Source organism: Parapedobacter lycopersici (genome assembly GCF_024643285.1).
GTDB classification, from domain to species: domain Bacteria; phylum Bacteroidota; class Bacteroidia; order Sphingobacteriales; family Sphingobacteriaceae; genus Parapedobacter; species Parapedobacter lycopersici.
This window is the reverse complement of record NZ_JAMSLW010000003.1, coordinates 76,011-95,152: the sequence shown is the minus strand read 5'-3', so window position 1 is coordinate 95,152 and position 19,142 is coordinate 76,011. Positions and strand designations below refer to the sequence as shown.

Here is a 19,142-nt window from a genome sequence, read left to right as displayed (position 1 = left end):
AGATTGGGTTTAATTAATAACTTGGTTTCTTTTCAGTTGGTTAGTTACCCATCATGGCCCACCCTGTGGACCACTGCCGGGTGACGCGGCAACGTCCCCGGCTTTTAACTAAACTATAATCACATAATCAAGTACTATTTTCCGATAACGATAATCCTCCTTTCCACAATTTTGAAATCTATAATCCCTGTTTCTTTGAAATTGTCCAGCAATTGTGCAATACTTTTCGAGCGCTGAAATATCCCTCCGAAACGTTTATGCTCCAAGTCCCCCTGATATTCAACATCGACATCATACCAGCGTGAAATCCGTTTCATGATACTTTTAATATCCTCATTGTTAAACACAAAGTAGCCATTCTGCCAGGCTAACTCCGTGTCTAAATTCGCTCGGACGACCGACAGTTCGGGTAGTTTATCCCCGTTTACCGCAGCCTGTCCCGGCTTCAGGATAATCGGTTTCCCTGTATATCCGAAAACTTCTACGCTTCCCTCCACCAACGTCGTTTTTGTGGTTGCGTCGTCGGCATATGCACTTACGTTGAATACCGTTCCCAGTACCTTGGTTGTTTGTTTTGGAGTTTTTACGTAAAAGGGGTGTTCCTTATCATGCGCAATCTCGAAATAGGCTTCGCCGGTTAATTCCACTTCCCTGCGATCGCCGGAAAACCGAGTAGGAAACTTGATAAATGATTCCGAATTCAAATGCACCCTAGACCCATCGGGAAGAACCAGCCGGTACTGGCCACCTTTTGGTATCCTAATGGAGTTATATGCAACGGCCTCGGGAGGTGTATCGGTCTGGTCGTAGCGCAGTTGACCACCTTCAGATTTCAGGATACTTGTTCCCAAATCATTAGCTACCAACCCATTATTAATGTCATCCAATACAACCACGCGCCCGTCTCCAAGCGTCAGTATGGCTTTATCACTGCCCGGTTCTATCCCGTAAGCCTGTGCCGCCTCGGTCAGCGACAGCCGGTCGTGGGGCTGTTGGTCCATTGACGGCAAAAAATACAGTGCGCTGGCCGCAACGAGCATCAGCACAGCAGCGACGCGTACCCACGGATGCTGTAAATAACGATACACCTGTTTTTTCCCGGAAGGCAGCCCCGGCACTGACAAAATGCGATCCAGTATGGCGGAACCGCGGGAGCGGTCAAACATGTGGTTGTTTGTTTCGAATTGCTGCCAATATTCCTCAAAAAGCTGCTCCACGAGTTCCCTGTTCTCTTCTTCAGCCATTAAGTTATGTAATTCCCGATGTTCATCTGGCAGCATTGTTTTATCCATTGCCCGCCTGAACAAGAAAATCAGCCTTTGGTGTTGCATGCGCACGTATACCGGTTAGTTATTATCTATCAACTTTTATAAAGACACAGCGAGCAGTAAAAGGTGGATAATAAATTTTATTTTATTTTTGATGAAAACGGCGGGATAAAATATCCCGCCATTTTTATGATAACAGCAGACACGGATTCCTTACTCTTTATCCCAGAAAATGCGGACAGCGAGATTATCCCCGCCCATACGCGTAACGGCGGCGTTCAGGTTTTCGGGGTTCACCGCTGCTTCCCTGGAAGGGTAAGTTAATCGCCTGATAAACCCTCCCTTTACTGCGGGGTCTGCGGCCGGGTAGGGATTGGGCGTTAAATCCGGATAGCCGCTTCGCCTGAAATTGGCCCAACACTCCGGGCCATCCAAGTAGGTCGCTATCCAGTATTGCGTATTGATGTGTTCCAGTGCGTTTGCCAGATCAAATGGGTTTGCAGCCAAATACGCTTCCTGACGCGCTACAGGGATGTGCGCATCCGCACTATACAGTTCCATTTGGTCCATATTCGCCTTAACGCCCTGGGTATAATAGTTGGCTGCATCTCCGGGTATCCACCCCCGGTATGCGGCTTCGGCAAGCAGCAACGCGGTCTGCGCATACGTGACAAAGAAATACGGCGCATCAATCCGTCCCATGGTCGATCGGTTAATCTGCGAGTATTTCCACGCCGTCCCTATTTTACCCGGATACCCGGGCGCGGTGCTAACAGTTGCGTCGTCGTATCCGAAAGGGAAGCCCTGCTGGTGGTCGGGATCTGTATCCGCAGCACCCGGATCCTGTCGGTTCGAGGGAAACTCGTACTTTACGGCGATGACCTCGAGGCGTGGATCCTGAGTAACTTTCAGGTGATCAACAAAAGGGGCCGCCAAATAAATATTTGCAATTTCACTGTAAACAAAACTCACCACCGGATTCGTATATGCACTACTGAATGCAATACCGGCATTGTCGTCGTTAGATGTCATCAAACCACCGTTGTATGCCTTTTGCACACCGGATTTAGCCTTTTCCGGATTTACTTTGGAGTAGCGCATCGCCACGCGCAGTAACAGTGCATACCCGAGCTTTTTCCATTTTAAGACATCTCCCTGATAAAACAGGTCATTGGTCACAATCGGCTTCGTTGCATCCAGTGCAGCGGTAGCTTCTTCCAATTCCATCAACAGGTTTTCATATATGGCTTCATCCGGGTCGTATGTGGGCAGGTTTACGCCAGCATAATGGGCCAGTCCTGCCTCTGAATAAGGCACATCTCCATAGGTATCTACCAGTACCTGAAACACATAAGCCTTCCATATACGGGCCATTTGGTACAGATTAACCTGGTTTGGATCATCGCGCGTCAGCTCGATCACGTCCATTAGGTATTTTACCGGGCCACTATAAAGCGCGGCAAAGGCGGCTCCTTCAGCAGCATCATTTTCCACGTTGTGATTACCTCCCGAAGGGGTGCCCGTGTACGGATGGATGACCTGCTGAACGATGGGAAGTTGGTAAAACTCATTATTCCTTGCGGTACCGTACTGGGCCTGTGCAAAAAGGAATACCGGGTCAATGTTTGTCTGGCGCACCGGATCCGTATTTATCCGCTCAAAGTCTTTATCGCAGGCAATACAAACCAGCATTGCCGTGCATACTGTTAGAAATGTTAGTTTTTTCATAATAGCAAAGCGTGGTTAGAATTTAACATTGAGGTTTAACCCATAAGTCCGTGTAGTGGGCAACGTGTGTACTTCAATCCCGGTTAAATTATCCGAAACAGAACCCTGCGCTTCCGGATCAAGGTTATCCACAAACTTTTTAATCATAAGCAGGTTATGTACATTAAATGAAATCGATGCCGATTTAATAACAGACTTGCTGAACAAGTTTGAAAGGTCATACCCCAGAAATACCGACCGCCAACGGACAAAACTGGCATCGTAAATAAAAGGAGTAGCTATTAATGTGCTTCGATAAGTTGTATAAAATTCCTGCGCGGGAACTGCGGTGGTATTGGGCGTTCCGTCTTCGTTAAAGCCCGGAAATACAACGCCGCCCTCACGGCCCACGAGCGATTGCTTATGTTGGCCGGTCCGCATGAAGTTCATGTTCGAATTTGACAACAGTTTTGCACCCGCTTTAAAATCAATCTGCGTGGTAAACCGGAACCGCTTATAGCTGAAGGTGTTGGTCCATCCACCAACCCATTTATAGATCGCGCTCCCCCAGTTGGTGATCTCGCCCTGCATAAACTTGCCATTGGTAGTGAGTATCCTTCCCTGTTCATCGCGCTTGTAATCGTAGCCGCGCAGGGACGCCAACGGCGTCCCCACTTCATGTGACAACCAGCCGTACCAGGGACCGCTCCCCACATTAAACACCGTTTGATTGTTAGCCAGTTGGAGCACTTTACTCATGTTGTATGATCCATTTAAGCTGGTTTCCCAGCTGACATTGCCTTTTTTGCGGAATGACAGCAGCGTTTCGACACCCTGATTCCGTAGTTTTCCTACGTTGACCACCGTTTGGCCGTAACCCGACGACTGGGAAATATCAACATTCAGAATCTCATCGAATGTGTTTTTCCGGTAAAGCGCCACATCCAAATTTAACGCCGCATCGAAAAGCTGAAGGGTTAAGCCGAATTCGGTTTCCTTAATCTTCAACGGCCGCAAATTGGGGTTTGGATTCAGTGCTCCCGAAGTGCCGAGTCCTATTCCATTAAGCGTATTGGGCGATATGGTGTAATACAGACTCTGGGAATACGGTTGTGTATCGCTGCCCACTTCTGCGTAGGAAGCCCTGAGTTTGCCATAATCGAGCCATGCGGGGAGTTGCGAAATCAGATCGGTAAATACGAAACTGGTGCTTACCGACGGGTAGAGGTAACTGTTCGACGCCGGATTCAGTGTCGAGAACCAGTCGTTCCGTGCGGTGACATTCAAGTACAGGAAATTGCGATAGGAAAAGGAAGCAGAACCAAAGACGGAATTCACCCGTTTCCGCATGTATGCATAGGTCGGGTTCTTGATTTGCCCGTTAGCGATGGTATACAGCGGCATAGTATAAAAATTAGTCACCCCCGTCCCGAGTACTTCATTAACCTGGTCCATCCGGTTTGCGCCGGCCGTAATGTCGATACCGAATTGTCCAAAAGACTTGGCTAGTCCAAGGATCAGATCCGTATTCTGTTCACGGAACCGGGTATTGTCCTGGTAAAAGCTGCCATTATACCCCGTTACCGGTTTAGAAAGCGTACCCGAGAAAGTCGGCCGGTTATAATCGTAATACCGGCTAAAAAAGTCCTGCCCATACCGGCCCTGCAGGTATAACCAATCGGTAATCTGGTAGCGCAGCGACATATTGCCGATAATCCGGTCTCTTTTGATGTTTTCGAATCGCTTGTTTACCACCCAGTACGGATTGCTCCATTCCGGGAAACGGGATACCTGTGCTTCGATCCCGTTTTCGTCCTGGTAATAGTTTCTTACCCAATCGACATCAATGCTATTGCTGAGCAGATAAAGTGTCGTGTTGGGGCTGAACGACTCCACACTGAATTGCGGCGGGTTCATGTTCTTTTCTTTCGCGTAGTTTGCGTTCAGTTGAAAAGTGAGTTTCGGAGTGATGTTGTGTGTGATTCCGGCATTTAGAATATCCTTGTTGAAACTGGAATTGGGCATCACCGCATCGGCTCGTGTATTGGCATATGAGACCCTGAAATTTCCATTATCTCCCCCTCCCGAAAAGGCGATCGTATTGGCAACCGTGGTTCCCATTTCGTAGAACTTGCTTACCTTGTTGGGGTGCGGCAGGTAGGGTCTGAGGGACCCATCAAACTGCGGGCTTGGCTGGCCATCAAATTTTTCCCCGAAATTCCAGGTACCCGAGCCTTTGGCTTCATCGGCTGTACCTGGCCGCTTCCCGTTTTCTCCCTGCCCATATTCATACTGAAAATCAGTATAGTCCAATACGGTAGCAGCCTGTACGGACGAATTAAACTCTACCCCGAACCCGGCCGATCCCTCCCCGGACTTCGTGGTGATGATTATCACACCATCCTTTGCCCGGAAACCATAGAGCGCGGCTGCAGCTGCCCCCTTTAGCACGGTCATGGATGCAATATCATCGGGGTTGATACTTTGGAGCCCGCCACCGTCGTCCGACCGGGCCTGCCCGGTATTGGTGCTGTTGTTAATAGGGATCCCGTTTACCACAATGAGTGGGGAATTGTCTCCGCCAAAGGACGATTGGCCGCGGATCCGTATTTTTGATGAACCGCCCGGCCCACTTGCCGGGGGCGATATATTTACCCCTGCGATCTTTCCCTGCAGGCCATTTGCAAAATTTACCGTCCGGTTCTCTTCCAGGTTTTCGAGGTCCACGTTTGTCGCACTGTAACCCAGACTCCGGGCCTCTCTCTTGATACCCAACGCCGTAACAACTACTTCCTCTAAATTTGAAGCGGCTGGCAACAGTACTAAATTAATGGTTTGCTGCCCGGCGATGGCCACTTCCTGTGACTGATAACCTACGTTAGTAAACAGCAGTACCTCACCCGGGTTGACCTGTATTTGAAATTCACCGTCCCTATTGGTGGAAGCACCCCGTTGTGTTCCCTTGACAAATACAGACACACCGGGTAGGCTGTTCCCCAGTGAATCTGTCACCTTACCCCGCACAACCTGTTGCATTAGGTTCTCCGCTATGCTGGCATGTTTTAATCTTCTTTTTATCACTACCGTTTTATCTACGGTAAATGTAAAATCAAGCATGTGCTTCCCAAGGCATCGCACCAATACCGAATTAAGGGGTTCATTGGTTGCATCCAACGTAATGGCCGGAACATCGCTAAGCAGTGCAGCATCATAAACAAAATCATAGCCACTCTGTTGGGAGAGCCGATACAGCACCTGTGTGATTGGCATGTTTTTTACCTGGATACTAATTTCCTGTGCAGGATTTGCTGTGCTCAGCACATGGGTAAATAAGAATAAAACCAGGAAAATCAGCTTTACATTGAAGTCCGTAAAACGGAATAATGGCTTTTGATTAAATGGGCGAGACGAATAGAGTCTTCTCTTAATCATCATGAGGAATTGAGTAAAATTAATAAACTTGATTTCTATCGGATGATGTACGACCTGCCTGGCAGGTAAAACACGTAAGGCGGAGCAACGCCTTCGTATACGTACGTTAGCGGATGTAGGGTTTATGAACGCATCCTTAATCTCCTTTCTGTTAAAGGTAAATCGGTTACCTAATTGGTTTCAGTGCCCAACAACAATTCGGGCACCTGTTCCTTAAAGACACAAGAAGTAAAAAAAGGTGGATAGAAGGGCTGAGGAAAGTGTTATTTTTAGCGAAAATCAACTAAACCAGTTGGAATGGGAATGTGACTGGATGATCATAAGCAACACGTGACCTTTCACGAATTCAACAATGAACTTCATCGCTAAATGCTGGTATTTTTTCACCGATTCGATAGAGAGATGCATCTGTTGCGCAATCTCGGGATTTTTAACACCGTTCCGGCGCAATGCAAATACTTTCTGTTGTTGGGGGGGTAACAATTGAACCGCGCGATCAACCAATTGGAAGTATTCTTCCCGTTCCGGCTCCTGGGTATGCAGATCGGCTTCTACCTGGCGTGCATATTCATCCTTTCGCCTGCGTTCCGTGGCCAATCTTCGGATGTGATTTAACGTATGGTTCCGGCTAAGCACAAAAAGATAGGCCTCGAAACGCCGGATGCCGGAAAGTGATGCGCGATCCACCCATATTTTCGTAAATACATCCTGTACAATTTCTTCGGTGACCGCTGCAGAGTGAGTTAGCAATTGAACAAATTCGCCAATCTGATTATAGTAGGCATAAAACAATTCCGAAAAGGCCAGCTCATCACCACCAGCGATCCGTTCAAGCAATTCCGCTTCATTCGGTTTTCTCCGTAATGCCATAATCGCAATCCTTGGTTAGGGAATATTTATTTATTCTTCACAGATTTTCCGTAAAGAACTTACAATTCCTGCCTTAATTTGTATTAAGTTTACTTGGCCTTCAACAGCAAATATAATAACGAAACACTAATCCAACAACTTTTCCTCGAATATTCCCGCCGTATCAAGCACCTGCACTCCAAGATAGCGGTCACTTAAATTTTAGATATTGCATATGAAATCCGATATTCGTCAGCGCACCATTATCACCAAAACAAGCGTCGAAATACATGGATTTTACTTTCTTTTATGTAGCCGCCGTCAGCTTTATTGCCACGTTGGTCCGGTCGACATTAGGTTTCGGCGAATCGCTGATTGCCGTACCGCTCCTGATCGTTATTTTGCCCGTAACCGTGGCCGTACCCCTATCCGTACTGCTATCCATCGTGATCGCACTCGTGGTGGTGATCCAGGACCATCGGAAAATCCATCTTTACAGCGCGAAGTGGCTGATCATCTTTGCGCTGCTGGGTATTCCGCTGGGATTACTGTTACTGGTTTACGGCAGTGAAAACCAAGTGAAATTCGGACTGGGTGCTGCCATCACCGGTTATGCACTATACGCACTATGGAAAAAAGACGGTCTCCAACTAAAAACGGACCACAAAGGCTGGCTGTTTGCCTGCGGTTTTCTCTCCGGCGTCTTAGGGGGCGCATACGGGTTAAACGGTCCACCGCTCATTGTATACGGTAATATGCGGCAATGGGATGCCAAACAATTCCGGGCTACGCTGCAGGCTTATTTCTTACCGGTCAGCTTTGCAGGCGTTATTGGCTACTGGATGAAGGACCTCCTCAATACCGATATTTTCCGTTATTTTATGGTTGCACTCCCAGCCGCCATCCCGGCGATATTCCTGGGGCGGTACCTGAATCACCGCCTGAACAACGAATCCTTTTTCCGCTACGTTTACCTCGGGTTGCTGTGCATCGGCATTTCGATTCTCTTCGGTGCGTTTAACGGGCATTAAACAGTTGCACAGCGTCTTTACATCTCCCTTTATCCCAATTGTAATAAAAGGCGCTATCCGCTTAAAATGTTCCCGTTCCCCGAACAATTCGTGCGGCGGAATGTTAAGTCATTTATTGAAGATTTAGCTGACTACCCAAAAAAGGAACATGTTCTTTTCATCACCTTTAGCGGCTACGGTAAGCAGGAACACCGGGTAATATGGCAGGGAAAACGCGGATGAGGAAAATCCTCCGCCGTACAAAGGCACGATTGAAGGCTTCGCTTGAAACCGGGCTCGCGGGTACCTTTTACTGGGATATTCCCCGGGACCTGATTATTGCCGATGAAAACATTACGCATTACTTTTCGCTGCCCGAAGCCGCCATCACGGAAGGCACACCCATTAAGGAGGTGCTGCCGGCCATTTTTGAAGGCGACCGGACGCGGGTCCTGCGGTCGTTGACCGCGGCAATCAAAAATGCCGTTGGCTACCGGGAAGAATTCCGTATCCGCCTCCCCAACGGTGATATCCGGTGGATTTCCGCACGCTGCACCATCAGGCGTGATGCCGACGGCCTTGCCATCGGACTTTCTGGACTGGTGATGGACATCACTGAGCGGAAAATGGCGGAAGAAGCCCTCCAGCAGTCAGAAGAAAATTACCGGGTCATTGTTAACCAGAGTATCGCCGGGATTCTGAAAGTCGACTTTTCCGGCAGCATTATTTTTTCAAACGAACGGTTCGGCAAAATGCTCGGCTACCGTGTTCCCCAGCTGCTGGAACTGACCGTCACGGATATCATTTACGAAGCCGATATCGACCGCAACGCGGTGTTATTCGAGCGCCTGGTAAACGAGGGAGAAGCGTACGAAATTGAAAAGCGACTACTGTGCAGCGACGGGTCGGTCATCTGGGTCAACAATCAGATAGCACCGATTTTTGACCCGCAGGGAAAGCCGCATTCCGCAGTCATCATTTCAGTCGATATTACCCGGCAGAAAGCGGTGGAAAAGCAAAAGGATGAATTCATCGGCATGGCCAGCCACGAGCTCAAAACCCCCTTAACGGGGATCAAGGCCTACGGACAGCTGCTCAACCGCGAATTCCGCCACATTGATGAACGGCAAAGCGCGGCCCTCATCATGAAACTGAACGGGCAGATCGACCGCATGGTAAAGCTTGTGTATGCACTGCTGGACACGACGATGATCTCCGGTGGGGAACTCGGACTGCAGAAAGAAACATTCGACCTGAATATGCTGGTGGAAGAGCAGCTGAAGGAGGCCCGGATTACCGGTCCGACACATCATTTTTCCCATCAGCCCTGCAGCCGTCCGGCCATCAGCGCCGACCGGGAGCGCATCGGCCAGGTGCTGACCAACCTGATCGGTAACGCTGTCAAATATTCGGCAGAAGGCTCCGAAGTCTCCATTCACTGTGAAGATGGGGAACACCGGATAAAAGTCAGCGTCAGGGACGACGGCATCGGCCTCTCCGCAGACATGCAGGAAAAGGTCTTTGACCGTTTTTTCCGCGTTGGCGCCGCCGCGCCGGCGCAGGGGTTCGGCCTGGGACTATACATCGCAGCGGAGATCATTAAGAAACATGACGGTGAAATCGGCGTAAACAGCATCCCGGGAAACGGATCGGTTTTCTATTTTACACTGCCGGTGTAAACCGGGTCAGTTATCCGGATCGCGGTCCAGGGCCCTGACCTGGGCCTTATACTCCGATGGCAATAGCGCATTTTTCAGCAGCGGATCCAGCCGCAGGATCCGGCATAGTTTATATGCGCCGAGCAGCAGGGCTGCAATGGGACTGCGGCCGAGGCCCAGCAACCGGTTTATCCGTTCGGGAACCAGGGCCGTCTGCACCTGTTTTAAAATCAGGAACCTGAACCGGCCGAGGTGGCGCCGGTACTGCCTGTACAGGTCTTTGGTAAATGAGCCATTCAACAGGTGCTCATGCAGGCCTGCCTTCCGCATCATCACCCACTGCCCATACGTTGCGGGCAGGCCATTAATCTGCATACGCAGCCCCACCCGGCGGAAAACCTGAAATACCTCCTCCCGCTCGGTGGCGTCCAGTTTCTTTTCCAGCAATTCATAAGCGCGTATGGAGTAATCGATCAGCATAGACAGGACATCGCGGTACGCCCAGTCGGGGATCCGCCGGCCACGTTGGTGTTCGACCCCGCTGTGGATGGCGGAAATCTTGTCGATGGCACGCAGCGCGCCATCATGCGGGGCAAACACGATCTGACGGGCATAGGCAACGGTAGCGAATAGCCGTTTCAATGGATCAGCCGGAAGGCGCCCGGTGAAATAAAGCCAGTCGACCGCTTTGTTCAATGCGAACTCCGCAGAAGCCCCGGCAAAAATCAGCAGCACCGTGTCGCTCTTTCCCCAGATGCGCCGGACTATCGAACCGCTGTGCACAAAATCTTCCATAGCTACCCTTCCATAAACCGCGTTACCCCCTACCGGGAATTTTAAAATAAATCGCCTCCCCGCTTGCAAAATTAAAATTTCTATTTAACTTTGAAAAAAAAAGTACTTTTAATGACACAAGAAAAGGACTATACCAGGGACCTCACGGAGATCCGTTCCATGATGGAACGCACGTCCAAGTTCCTGTCATTATCGGGATGGGCAGGCGTTATGGCCGGAATTTACGCATTGGTGGGGGTCTATATCGCTTATCAGTACCTCGGTGTCCACCCGGGTCAGCTGACTTATGTGGCAACGGTACCGGAAACCTGGTCCGTTACCGGAACCCGGCTCATCGCGCTGGCGCTGGCTGTACTGGTGCTGGCCATCGGTACGGCGGTTTACCTCTCTTATAAAAAGGCAGGCAGGCGGAGCGAAAAATTATGGAACGGCACGTCCAGGCGGCTCGTGCTGAACATGGCCGTTCCACTCGTAACCGGCGGCGTGCTGATCCTCATCCTGATCGCAAAGGGATTAACCGGACTCATCGTTCCTTTTACCCTGATATTTTACGGGCTGGCTTTGTATAGTGCCGGCCAGTTCACCTACGGTGCCGTGCGCGTACTGGGACTGATCGAAATAGGACTCGGACTGATCAGTGCTTATTTTGTTGGCTTTGGGCTATACTGTTGGGCGGTCGGTTTCGGGTTGTTCCACATCATTTATGGCATTTATATCCATTACAGGTACGAGCAGTGAAGATATCCATCGGTAATTTACATAAAGCCTTCGAAAGCAGGATCCGGCTTGGTATGATGTCTGCTTTGGCCGTCAGCGATACGCTGGACTTCAACTCGCTGAAGGAAATGCTGGACGTCACCGACGGTAACCTGGCAAGCCACATCAAAGCGCTGGAAAAAGAAGCGTTCATTGAAGTGCAAAAGTCCTTCGTTGGTAAAAAACCCAACACCCGGTATTCCATAACAAAAGCCGGTAAAAAAGCATTTGAGGATCACCTGAATACGTTGGAACAGCTGATTAAATCACAAAAAAACGGATAGCAAGTTTTATTTTTTTATTTCAATACTTTGAAATACAAAGTTCTTTTCATACAGCAATAATTCCGCCATGCATGGCTAACCCCTCACACGAATTACACACCCAATGAACAATCCCATGAGACAACAGATCCTGTCCCACCTGGACAATCCCCGGCAGCTTGAACAGCTGTACCGGGCAGACAAACCGGCATTTACGCGCACGTTTAATACACTGTATTCCGAAATCAAGGACAGCACCCTCGCCACCTACTGGAATGAGCGGCTGAATTTCACCACCGGAGAACGTCCGGCGGGTAACCGCAACGAGTTGATCTTTATCGGTATTGCTTCGCTGCTGGCCGGGCTCATCGCCAAACTACCTGCGCTGTTTGGGATAGACGAAACGTTTTTTTATTCCCGCAATGTCGGCTTTGTGGTTTTTCCACTGCTGACCGCCTACTTTGCCTGGCAGCATAAACTGCCGTCCGGCAGAATTGCCGTCCTTGCCGGCGCAACGTTACTGGGTTTGGTTTTCATTAACTTTCTTCCCAATAACGAAAAGAGCGACACCCTGGTATTGTCCTGTATTCACCTGCCGTTATGGCTGTGGGCTATCCTGGGTGCCGCGTTTACAGGCAACGATAATCGCAGCAACGGCAAACGGATCGGCTTCCTGACCTACAATGGCGACCTGCTGGTGATGACCGGACTGCTCCTCATCGCCGGCATTGCCCTCTCCGGCATTACCCTCGGCCTCTTCTCGCTGATCGGCCTGGCTATCGAAACCCTATATTTCCGGAATATCGGTATGGTCGGACTTGCTGCCGCTCCCATTGTGGGCACCTACCTGGTCCGGTCGAATCCGCAGCTGGTAGGCAAAATAGCCCCGGTGATCGCCCGGATCTTCTGCCCGCTGGTGCTGGTCATGCTCGTGACTTACCTCGCAGCAACCCTATATGCAGGAAAAGATCCCTACCGTGACCGTGAATTTTTATTGGTATTCAATATCCTGCTGATCGGTGTCATGGCCCTGATATTTTTTGCCATCGCCGGAACGTCCACCGCTGCAAAAAGCCGCGCCGAGCTGTGGCTGCTCCTGCTGCTGTCCGCGTTGACCATCGCGGTCAACGGCATTGCACTGTCCGCGGTCCTGTTCCGGATTTCGACCTGGGGAATTACACCAAACCGCGTCGCCGTATTGGGCGGGAATGTATTGATCCTGATTAACCTGCTATTGGTAACTATTCAGTTATTCCGGGTACTCAAAGGGACGTCCTCGATCAGCGGAGTAGAAAACATCGTTGCCGTTTATCTGCCTGTTTATGCCCTGTGGGCGGCAGTCGTGACTTTCCTATTCCCGCTGCTTTTCGGATTTCAATAGCGTTCCGGACGGCCAGGGCGGTTGGCCTGGCTATCGTCCGGGAAACATTCGGGGTCTGTTCGAATGCGCTTCGGGGTCGCTTCGACTCCGCTTCGGGACTTGTTCGGGTCGGCTTCGAGGCTTGTTCGAGTGCGCTTCGAGTCGGCTTCGACTCCGCTTCGGGGCTGCTCGACGTGCAATGCATTGCACTTCGAAGGGCCTCGAAACATAGTCGAACAAGTCCCGAAGCAGTGCCGAAGAAATGCCGGACAACGTCCGAAGCGGAGTCGAAACACGATCAACGATACGCGGTAAATGAGCACTGGACAAACGGTCGGCAATCGGTTATATTTGGGTAGTCCGGCAGGTATCCGGAGGACATTTACACGCTTTTTCCTTGGATAAAACTGATTTTTTCGGTATTTTGCGGAAAAAGCCTATGGATATTCTCAAATTATTAGACACTTTTTCCGTTATATTTTATGTGATCGCCGGGGTACTTATCCTCCGCTATATTGGTCTGATTTTTACCGTGAAGCAACAGACCGCCGTGATCGTAGAGCGCTTTGGAAAGTTCCAGGGCATACGTGATGCAGGGTTCCAGCTGAAGATTCCGATTGCCGACCGGATTGCTGCCAGGCTTTCACTTAAAATCCAGCAGCTTGATGTGGTGGTGGAGACCAAAACACAGGACGATGTATTTGTCAAACTGAAAATTTCGGTGCAGTATGTGGTCATCAAAGACAAAGTGTATGACGCCTTTTATAAGCTGGACAACCCCTATTATCAAATCACCTCCTACGTATTCGACGTGGTACGGGCGGAAGTCCCAAAGCTGAAATTAGACGATGTGTTTGAAAAAAAGGACGACATCGCCATTGCCGTGAAGGAAGAATTGCAGGAAGCAATGAATGATTACGGCTATGATATCGTGAAAACCCTGGTTACCGACATTGACCCCGACGAACAGGTCAAACAGGCCATGAACCGGATCAACGCGGCCGAACGGGCTAAAGTGGCTGCCCAGTACGAAGGGGATGCCCAGCGGATACTTATTGTGGAAAAAGCAAAGGCCGAAGCCGAGAGCAAGCGATTACAGGGCCAGGGGATTGCCCACCAACGGCGGGAAATCGCACAGGGCCTGGAAGAGTCGGTCAATGTGTTGAATAAAGTCGGGATCAATTCGCAGGAAGCTTCGGCGTTGATTGTGGTCACGCAGCATTACGACACGTTGCAGGCAATGGGTACGCTCGGTAAATCGAATCTGATTCTCATGCCCAACTCACCGCAGGCTGCGGGAGAAATGCTGAATAACATGGTGGCTTCCTTTGTGGCGGCCAACCGTATCGGCAATGAGATGGACGGCGGTAACAAGGATTAATCTGCGAAAAGGAGCCGACAGCCACCCTAAACAGCCTGCCCGAAAGTGAGCAGGTTATGGTCCGGATCGAGTAAGTGGAACTCCCGCTGCCCCCATGGCCTTGTTTGCAGGGAACCATTGGGATGGATCGGGACACCCTGATCCAGCATCCATTGGTAAAGCGCATCGATATCATCCGTCCGGATATATACCTGTCCGTAATTCTCCTTCGGGTCCAGTTCCCTAAAGAGAAAGAAATGAAGTTCGACGTGGTCTTTTTCGACCAATAAGTAATCATCATACTCGGCATCGCCCACGGGGCGGAATCCCAGTTTGTCTACATAATATTCCCGCGTCGCGACCTTGTTGCGCATGGGCAGTTTCGGATGTACGGATGTCAGCATATGATTGCGTTCTGGTTTGCTACCTGGATGACACAAATATACGGCGCTATGGGATCCGGTCAGCCATTGAACTGCTTCTTTTTTCCCCTGTACCCTTTCGCTTGGTTTACGGGTTAAAAATTAACAGGATAAATACGGCAAACAGCACCAGGTGCATGATGCCTACAATCGGCGTTGTGCGTTTTCCCAGGAATGTCATTACGCTTAACAGCAGTGTAATGACAAAAAGGATGGTCTCAGTAGCCGTCAGCCCAAACAATACCGTTTTGCCCGTAATTAACCCAATGATCAGTACCGACGGAACCGTCAGCCCCACGGTAGAAACGAAGGCCCCGTGGCAGAGATTCACCGCGCGTTGAAATTCATTGTTTAATGCCGCCTTAACCGCGGTCATTGACTCGGGCGTAAATACGATAACCGCAATTAACACACCGCCTAGCAACGGTGGCAGATTGGCGGCCCGGATGCCGTAATCCACGACAACCGCCATATGGTGAGAAAGCAACACAATCGGCAAAATTGTGGCAATTAACACGGCAGACCGGATCCACAGTTCGCGCCTACTGCTTTGGGCGGTTGTATCTTCCATGCGTTTCGCGTGGTCCTGCGCCCGTCTTTCCCGATACGGGATTTCCAGAAAACCGGCTTTGGGCTGTACATACAGGTGCCGGTATCCTTTCATTTGCAAAACCAGGAAAAATGCGTATAGCACGATGATTAATGAGGAAAGTACAAGGGCCTGTGTGTCTGTAAACGAGCCACTGCCGGCACCTGTAATGTAATTAGGCAATAGCAAACCGATTCCGCCCAGCATGATAATCATCCCAAGGTAAGACATCGTACCCTGCGCATTGTATTCCTGCTCGCCGAATTTTAGTCCGCCCAGCACGATACACAGGCCGATAATGAGGTTCATGATGATCATCATGACAGAAAAAATGGAATCTTTGCCGATCGTTGGGTTCTCGCCCGGACCCAGCATCACGGCGGAGATCAGGATCACCTCAATCGAAACAATGGACAACGTCAGAATAAGTGTACCATAGGGTTCCCCTAACTGATGGGCCAGTTCATCCGCTTCCTTAACCACACCAAAAGCGGCACCGATAATCGTTAACAATAAGATCAGAAACACACCAGCCGCGATCATGGCCGGCATTCCGTTGCCCAAAAAAGAGCCTCCCCATACCATAAACGCGATTACGACTAACCATACCGCAATCAGGCGGGTCAGTGTCTTGGCAGGTACGATTTCTTTGATAGTCAGCTGTTTGCTCATCTTATGCTCATTTGACATCGTGAATAGTTAAAACAGCACAAAATTAGGGAGAATAGCGAAGACTAAATTTAGCCTATGTTAAATAATGCAGGTAGTTCATTAAATAAAAAAAGGTCGCAGCACAATGCTGCAACCTTTCCTTTTACGTGACGACCGGGTTATGCATTCAATGATTCAGCCGTAAACCCTTTGCTTTTGATGATGGCAATTACCTCATCCGCTGAGATGCCTTCGGATTTTACGGTAAGGACTTTATCGCTGTTGTTAATATCCACATTCCACTCGCAAACACCCGATGCATTATCCAGGTCAGCTTGTACTTTCGATACGCATCCGCCACAGTTCAGGTTCGTCTTGAATTGAAGATTCTTATTTTCCATTTTATTACGTTTTTTAGTTGTTATTTGATACTGCAAATTTCCGTTAATTGGCAGCTTCTTCTCTTATGCTATTTTGGGTTTCTTTTATAACATTTACTGATTGCCTGCCAAGGGGCTAACCGGGTCACGGCCCTCCGGGTTACTTTTTCCATTTCAGGCGCAGGCTATTGCTGACCACGCTCACGCTGCTCAATGCCATGGCGGCCCCGGCAATCATCGGGTTCAATAGGAATCCGTTGATCGGATAAAGGATACCTGCCGCGATCGGAATACCGATCAAATTATAGATAAACGCCCAGAACAGGTTCTGCTTGATGGTAGCCACGGTTTGCTTTGACAGCCGGATCGCCTGCGGTATTTTGGTCAGGTCCGATGAGATGATGGTCATTTTGGCCACATCCATGGCAATGTCGCTCCCCTTGCCCATTGCAATACTGACATCGGCTGTAGCCAGCGCCGTACTGTCATTGATGCCATCGCCCACCATTGCCACCACTTTTCCCTGCCGCTGCAGTTCCTTTACGAAATCGGCTTTGTGCTGTGGCAGTACCTCGGCTTTGTAATGCCCGATGCCGGTCTGCTGCGCAATGGCTTTGGCCGTTGCTTCATTGTCACCGGTCAGCATGTACAGTTCAATGCCCATATCCTGCATTTCCTTGATCGCCTGAACCGATGTTTCCTTTATCTGGTCCGAAATCGCGATCACCGCAAGTGCCTGGCTACTGTTGGCAAACCAGATGACTGTTTTTGATTGCCCGCCCCATTCATTTGCCTGCTGTTGCAATGCATTGTCAATGGAAATATCGTGTTCCGACAGCAATTTCCGATTGCCGACAACGTAGGTTTCATTGTCGTGGCTGGCTTTGGCCCCTTTACCGGTGATGCTGTCAAACATGGACAATGTAATAGCCGGCGCGCCCTCCAGGTGTTTTACCACGGCTTCCGCCAATGGGTGTTCGGACTGCTTTTCCAGGCTCAGTAAGATGGACTTGGCCGCATCGTCACCGTTCAGCCACCGGATACCCGTAACCTGCGGTCTTCCCTCGGTAATGGTACCTGTTTTGTCCAACACAATGGCATTTACTTTTTTTGCCAGTTCCAGACTTTCGGCATCCTTGATTAAGATACCCCGTTCGGCACCCTTACCCACACCGACCATGATTGCCGTAGGCGTAGCCAGTCCCAACGCACAGGGGCAGGCAATGACCAATACCGTAACGGCTGCCAATAGCCCCTGCACCAAACCGCTGTCGCCGCCCAGTATCAGCCATAGCACAAACGTAAGGATCGCGATAGCAATAACCACGGGAACGAAAATTCCCGCGATTCTGTCGACCAGCTTCTGTACCGGGGCCTTACTTCCCTGCGCATCCTGCACCATTCTGATGATCTGGGCGAGCATGGTTTCCCGGCCGACTTTTACGGCTTCAAACTGGAAGCTTCCCTTCTGGTTGATGGTGCCGGCAAATACTTTTTCATTCGCTTTTTTGAGAACAGGAACAGGTTCGCCGCTCAGCATGCTTTCGTCGACGTAGGAATTACCCGAAACCACCATGCCATCCACCGCGATCTTTTCGCCCGGTTTCACCAGGATGACGTCCCCCGCGTTCACCTCGTCAATAGCAACTTGCTTTTCAGTACCATCCGCCTGGACAACAACTACCGTTTTAGGTTGAAGTCCCATCAATTTCTTAATGGCAGACGAAGTATTGCCCTTAGCCCGTTCTTCCAGCAGTTTACCCAGCAGGATGAACGCGATAATGACAGCCGCCGCCTCGAAATATACGTGGGCGTGTAATCCCCTTTGGTGCCAAAAGTCGGCAAAAAGCATGTTGAACACGCTGAATAGGTAGGCGATACCGGTACTCAGGGCTACGAGCGTATCCATGTTGGCCGACCGGTGCTTTGCCTGTTTCCACGCGTTGATAAAGAAGTCTTTGCCCAGCCACAGGACCACCGGAGTCGAGAAAAGCCACATGATCGGGTCTGCATAAGGCATTTCCATAAAGAACATGCCGATAATCACCACGGGAATCGACAGCAGGATCGCCCATGTAGTTTTGCGCTTTAGCTGTTTGAATTTTTCTGCATGAATGGTCTCCAACGTCTCCTGTTGTGTGGATTCATCTTCCACCAGCAGGTCGTAGCCTACGGACTGAACGGCTTTCTGCAGCGTTGGCGCATCCGTCATATTCGGCAGGTATTCCACGGTCAGGTTTCCTGTAGCAAAGTTTACCGAGGCATTCACTACACCTGGCTGGTGCTTTACAATGCTTTCCGCGCTGCCCGCACAGGAAGCGCACGTCATTCCCAAAACGGGGAAGGAGCCTTTAACGGTGGTGACACCGTAACCCAGGTCTTTTACCGCCCTGACCGCTTCAGACACCACTTCATTGTCATCGACCGTAATGGCTGCCCTGCGGTTGTTAAGCTCTACCTTGTGGCTTTCGATGCCTTTTACCTGTGCCAGTCCCTTTTCGACGATCAATGCACAGTGTTCGCTCTCGACGTTTTCCAGCGGAAGATAAATCGGTTCGCTATTGTTTGTTGCCATTTTCGTTTGCTTTGATTTTACAATACAAAGGTCGCAACAAAACTACTCCCGGCCGTTATGTAATTAT

The 19,142-nt window shown here is 49.9% G+C and carries 15 protein-coding genes; 6 read left to right on the top strand and 9 right to left on the bottom strand.

Annotated elements, in window-relative coordinates; all coding sequences use genetic code 11:
- Positions 1 to 134: 134 nt before the first annotated feature.
- From NEV57_RS07175 to NEV57_RS07160, 4 genes are all read right to left on the bottom strand, one after another.
- A complete protein-coding gene (locus NEV57_RS07175) occupies positions 135 to 1,331 on the bottom strand; it encodes a FecR family protein (protein ID WP_257657629.1) in 1,197 nt (398 codons plus the stop codon).
- A 150-nt stretch (positions 1,332 to 1,481) separates the two neighbouring features.
- Positions 1,482 to 2,996: a SusD/RagB family nutrient-binding outer membrane lipoprotein gene (locus NEV57_RS07170; RefSeq protein WP_257657628.1), complete on the bottom strand. Its 1,515-nt coding sequence runs from the start codon at positions 2,994 to 2,996 to the stop codon at positions 1,482 to 1,484.
- Positions 2,997 to 3,011: 15 nt separating this feature from the next.
- Positions 3,012 to 6,410: a SusC/RagA family TonB-linked outer membrane protein gene (locus NEV57_RS07165; protein ID WP_257657627.1), complete on the bottom strand. Its 3,399-nt coding sequence runs from the start codon at positions 6,408 to 6,410 to the stop codon at positions 3,012 to 3,014.
- A 276-nt stretch (positions 6,411 to 6,686) separates the two neighbouring features.
- Complete coding sequence (locus NEV57_RS07160) at positions 6,687 to 7,277, bottom strand: RNA polymerase sigma factor (RefSeq protein ID WP_257657626.1); 591 nt, start codon at positions 7,275 to 7,277, stop codon at positions 6,687 to 6,689.
- Between the two features lie 269 nt (positions 7,278 to 7,546).
- Here NEV57_RS07160 and NEV57_RS07155 point away from each other — a divergent pair, with 269 nt between their 5' ends.
- Entirely contained in the window at positions 7,547 to 8,287 is a 741-nt protein-coding gene (locus NEV57_RS07155) for a sulfite exporter TauE/SafE family protein (protein WP_257657625.1), read from the top strand.
- 218 nt (positions 8,288 to 8,505) lie between these two features.
- Positions 8,506 to 9,945, top strand: coding sequence for a PAS domain-containing sensor histidine kinase (locus tag NEV57_RS07150; protein ID WP_257657624.1), 1,440 nt, complete (start codon positions 8,506 to 8,508; stop codon positions 9,943 to 9,945).
- A gap of 6 nt (positions 9,946 to 9,951) precedes the next feature.
- On the opposite strand, the gene NEV57_RS07145 is transcribed toward NEV57_RS07150, so the two are convergent.
- On the bottom strand, positions 9,952 to 10,719 hold the full coding sequence (locus NEV57_RS07145; RefSeq protein WP_257657623.1) for an oxygenase MpaB family protein: 768 nt from the start codon (positions 10,717 to 10,719) through the stop codon (positions 9,952 to 9,954).
- A gap of 111 nt (positions 10,720 to 10,830) precedes the next feature.
- On the opposite strand from NEV57_RS07145, the gene NEV57_RS07140 reads away from it, so the two are divergent.
- From NEV57_RS07140 to NEV57_RS07125, 4 genes are all read left to right on the top strand, one after another.
- Entirely contained in the window at positions 10,831 to 11,457 is a 627-nt protein-coding gene (locus NEV57_RS07140; protein WP_257657622.1) for a hypothetical protein, read from the top strand.
- Entirely contained in the window at positions 11,454 to 11,759 is a 306-nt protein-coding gene (locus NEV57_RS07135) for a winged helix-turn-helix domain-containing protein (RefSeq protein ID WP_257657621.1), read from the top strand. Before NEV57_RS07140 ends, NEV57_RS07135 begins: the two co-directional genes overlap by 4 nt.
- A gap of 115 nt (positions 11,760 to 11,874) precedes the next feature.
- Positions 11,875 to 13,119, top strand: a complete 1,245-nt coding sequence (locus NEV57_RS07130) for a hypothetical protein (RefSeq protein WP_257657620.1) — start codon at positions 11,875 to 11,877, stop codon at positions 13,117 to 13,119.
- A 418-nt stretch (positions 13,120 to 13,537) separates the two neighbouring features.
- Positions 13,538 to 14,479, top strand: coding sequence for an SPFH domain-containing protein (locus tag NEV57_RS07125; RefSeq protein ID WP_257657619.1), 942 nt, complete (start codon positions 13,538 to 13,540; stop codon positions 14,477 to 14,479).
- A gap of 26 nt (positions 14,480 to 14,505) precedes the next feature.
- On the opposite strand, the gene NEV57_RS07120 is transcribed toward NEV57_RS07125, so the two are convergent.
- The 4 genes from NEV57_RS07120 to NEV57_RS07105 form a co-directional block, all read right to left on the bottom strand.
- Positions 14,506 to 14,862: a bleomycin resistance protein gene (locus NEV57_RS07120; protein ID WP_257657618.1), complete on the bottom strand. Its 357-nt coding sequence runs from the start codon at positions 14,860 to 14,862 to the stop codon at positions 14,506 to 14,508.
- 106 nt (positions 14,863 to 14,968) lie between these two features.
- Complete coding sequence (locus NEV57_RS07115; protein WP_257657617.1) at positions 14,969 to 16,159, bottom strand: calcium:cation antiporter; 1,191 nt, start codon at positions 16,157 to 16,159, stop codon at positions 14,969 to 14,971.
- 140 nt (positions 16,160 to 16,299) lie between these two features.
- The gene (locus NEV57_RS07110; protein WP_257657616.1) at positions 16,300 to 16,521 is read right to left on the bottom strand and encodes a heavy-metal-associated domain-containing protein; all 222 of its coding nucleotides are present in this window, start codon (positions 16,519 to 16,521) and stop codon (positions 16,300 to 16,302) included.
- A gap of 139 nt (positions 16,522 to 16,660) precedes the next feature.
- Positions 16,661 to 19,075 (bottom strand): heavy metal translocating P-type ATPase, encoded by a 2,415-nt coding sequence (locus tag NEV57_RS07105; protein WP_257657615.1) that lies wholly within the window; start codon positions 19,073 to 19,075, stop codon positions 16,661 to 16,663.
- Between the last annotated feature and the right edge of the window lie 67 nt (positions 19,076 to 19,142).

What these genes read in the sequence shown, in the direction of transcription:
- NEV57_RS07110 (WP_257657616.1), bottom strand. Translation starts at nt 16,521, where the DNA reads ATGGAAAATAAGAATCTTCAATTCAAGACGAACCTGAACTGTGGCGGA.
- NEV57_RS07175 (WP_257657629.1), bottom strand. Translation starts at nt 1,331, where the DNA reads ATGCAACACCAAAGGCTGATTTTCTTGTTCAGGCGGGCAATGGATAAA.
- NEV57_RS07150 (WP_257657624.1), top strand. Translation starts at nt 8,506, where the DNA reads ATGAGGAAAATCCTCCGCCGTACAAAGGCACGATTGAAGGCTTCGCTT.
- NEV57_RS07140 (WP_257657622.1), top strand. Translation starts at nt 10,831, where the DNA reads ATGACACAAGAAAAGGACTATACCAGGGACCTCACGGAGATCCGTTCC.
- NEV57_RS07145 (WP_257657623.1), bottom strand. Translation starts at nt 10,719, where the DNA reads ATGGAAGATTTTGTGCACAGCGGTTCGATAGTCCGGCGCATCTGGGGA.
- NEV57_RS07120 (WP_257657618.1), bottom strand. Translation starts at nt 14,862, where the DNA reads ATGCTGACATCCGTACATCCGAAACTGCCCATGCGCAACAAGGTCGCG.
- NEV57_RS07155 (WP_257657625.1), top strand. Translation starts at nt 7,547, where the DNA reads ATGGATTTTACTTTCTTTTATGTAGCCGCCGTCAGCTTTATTGCCACG.
- NEV57_RS07105 (WP_257657615.1), bottom strand. Translation starts at nt 19,075, where the DNA reads ATGGCAACAAACAATAGCGAACCGATTTATCTTCCGCTGGAAAACGTC.
- NEV57_RS07165 (WP_257657627.1), bottom strand. Translation starts at nt 6,410, where the DNA reads ATGATGATTAAGAGAAGACTCTATTCGTCTCGCCCATTTAATCAAAAG.
- NEV57_RS07125 (WP_257657619.1), top strand. Translation starts at nt 13,538, where the DNA reads ATGGATATTCTCAAATTATTAGACACTTTTTCCGTTATATTTTATGTG.
- NEV57_RS07170 (WP_257657628.1), bottom strand. Translation starts at nt 2,996, where the DNA reads ATGAAAAAACTAACATTTCTAACAGTATGCACGGCAATGCTGGTTTGT.
- NEV57_RS07130 (WP_257657620.1), top strand. Translation starts at nt 11,875, where the DNA reads ATGAGACAACAGATCCTGTCCCACCTGGACAATCCCCGGCAGCTTGAA.
- NEV57_RS07160 (WP_257657626.1), bottom strand. Translation starts at nt 7,277, where the DNA reads ATGGCATTACGGAGAAAACCGAATGAAGCGGAATTGCTTGAACGGATC.
- NEV57_RS07115 (WP_257657617.1), bottom strand. Translation starts at nt 16,159, where the DNA reads ATGTCAAATGAGCATAAGATGAGCAAACAGCTGACTATCAAAGAAATC.